Genomic DNA, 2,551 nt, shown 5'->3' with positions numbered 1-2,551 from the left:
CGGCCCGGCGATCCTCTTCCGGCACCGGGAGTCGGACCTGCGGCTCGACGCGTACCTGGACGCATACGGTGACCGGCTCGCTCCCGCCGTGCGCCTGGACCTGGTGCGCCAGCTCGCCGAGGCCGTCCGCTACGCCCACAACCGATCGCTGTACCACCGGGCGCTGTCGGCCCGGTCGGTGTACGTGTCCACGCGTGAGGATGGCACGGAACCGGTGCTGCGGATCGCCGACTGGCAGACCGCCGCCAGGGACTTCGACACCACCTCGCACCTCAGCCTCGGGCAGACACCACTGGATGCCGGGCTGGTGGCCGACATCGCCCAGGTCTACCTCGCCCCCGAGGCCGCCAGGGAGTTTGCCGACCCGGTGGACCTCGACGTCTTCGGTATCGGAGCCGTCTCCTATCTGCTGCTGACCGGCAAGCCGCCCGCCGACGCCCGGGGCGCCCTGGTCGACCGGCTCGCCGCGGAGGGCGGGCTCCGTCCGTCTGCCGCGTCCGACAGCGTCTCCCCGGCGCTGGACGACCTGGTCTTCCGGGCCACCGCGTCCGACGTACAGAACAGGCTGTCGTCCGCCGAGGAGTTCCTGCGTCTGCTCGACGCCGCCGAGGCGGACGACGCCGCGGCTCGGCGCGGGGCCGTCGAGGTCGCAGACCCGCTCACGGCCAAGGCCGGCAGCTGCCTCGACGCCGAGTGGGAGGTCGTACGGGTCCTCGGCACCGGCGCGACCGCCCGCGCCCTGCTGGTGCGCCGCGTCGAAGACGGGGTGGCCGACCCTTCGTCCCTGCGGGTGTTCAAGGTCGCGCTCGACCGGGAGAAGGACACGCGGCTCTACGCGGAGGCGAAGGCGCTGCGCGAGGTGGGCGGCAACCGCATCGTGAAGCTGCTCGCGCCCCCTCGTGAGCTGGGCGGGCACACCGTCCTGGAGATCGAGTACGCGGGCGGGTTCCGGCCGGCGGACGACCGGGAGCCGGTCAGTCTCGGGTCGCGGCTGCGCGGCGAGGGCCGGCTGGGTTACGCCCAGCTGGAGCGGTTCGGCAACGACCTCTTCGAGGCGCTGGACAGTCTGGCCGCCCGTGGGGTGCGCCACCGCGACATCAAGCCGGACAATCTGGGCCTGTTCAAGCGCAGTGACGGCTCCTGGCAGCTGATGCTGTTCGACTTCTCCCTGGCCGACGCCTCCGACCAGGACCTGCACGCGGGCACCCGCGGCTACCTCGACCCCTTCCTGGGCGGCAGCCGCCGCGCCCGCTACGACGACCACGCGGAGTGGTACGCGGCGGCGGTCACGCTGCACGAGATGGCCTCGGGCGAGCGGCCGGTATGGGGCGACGGCCAGGGCGATCCACTGACCGTCCCCGCGGCGGAGCTGTATGTGGCCCGCGAACTGTTCGAGCCGGCACTGGCAGAGGGCCTGACCGAGTTCTTCGCCATGGCCCTGCACCGTGACGTCGAGCAGCGCTTCGACAGCCTCCCCCAGATGCAGGAGGCCTGGCGCCAGGTCTTCCGCCGGGCGGACTCGACACGCCCGCCCACCACCCCGGCGACCGTTGACGCACAGGCGGCGGACGTCGAGGACGCCCGTGAACTGGCTGCCGCGGCCGCGGACCTGACGACCCCCCTGCACGCCGCGGGACTGTCGCCGCGGGCGGTGTCGGTGGCCGCCGGCCTCGGTGCCGAGACGGTGGGCCAGCTCCTGGACGTTCCGCCGCACACGATCTCCCGCGCGCGGGGCGCGGGCAACGTGATCCGCAAAGAGCTCAACCGGCGCCACCGCCAGTGGACCCAGCAACTGCGCAGGCGCGCCACGGCGAAGAAGCCCGTACGGGTGGCTGCCGATGCGCCCGTCGAGACCGTGGAATCCGTCGAGACACTCGCGGCCCGGCTGGTCCCGGCCGAGACCGGCCCCCGCACTCGCCCCCGACGCGACATCGTCCTCGTGACGCTGGGCCTGCCGGGCGTCGAGCAGGCCGGTGGACTGCCGTCGTGGCCCGCCCAGTCGGCGATCGCCAAGGCCCTCGGCGTCAGTCAGCCGACCGTCTCGGGGAATCTGAGCGCCGCGATCGAGCAGTGGGCGGCGCTCCGCTGGCTGGAGACGATCCGGGACGAGCTGGTGACCATACTGTCCGAGCAGGGCAGGGTCATGACGGCGCAGGAACTCGGCACCGAGCTGCGGGTACGGCACAGGCCACACGACGAGGACGGTACGGAGGACCGGGCCGAGCTGCAGACGCACGCTCTTGCCGTCGTGCGGGCGGCCGCCGAGGTCGAGGCCCGCCGCGACGATGCCGCTGCCGCGGGGGACAGCGACGAGGACGGCGCCTCCCGGTTTGCCGTGCTGCGGCGCGGCAGCACGGTGCTGCTGGCCCTGGTGGATCTCCCTGGCAGCGACGACCCGACTCCGGTGGAGCTCGCGGAGTACGCGACCCTCCTCGGCCGGACCGCCGAGGAGGTGGCGGCCCGCGATCCGCTGCCCGGCGGCGGCACGGTCCTGCGGGAGTTGCGTGCGGTGCCCGCGCCGGAGGGGATGGCCCCGCTGGCCGACACCCGC

General features: G+C 73.7%; 1 protein-coding gene. It reads left to right on the top strand.

What is annotated here, in order from left to right:
* Window positions 1-2,551, top strand: a 2,551-nt coding sequence (locus tag IE249_RS37370; RefSeq protein ID WP_229858537.1) for a protein kinase domain-containing protein, incomplete at both ends; no start/stop codon positions are given.

This window comes from Streptomyces anandii JCM 4720, assembly GCF_014650655.1.
In the GTDB taxonomy this organism is placed as follows: domain Bacteria; phylum Actinomycetota; class Actinomycetes; order Streptomycetales; family Streptomycetaceae; genus Streptomyces; species Streptomyces anandii.
Note: the sequence above shows the minus strand (reverse complement) of the source record. Positions and strands in the feature narration are given on the sequence as shown.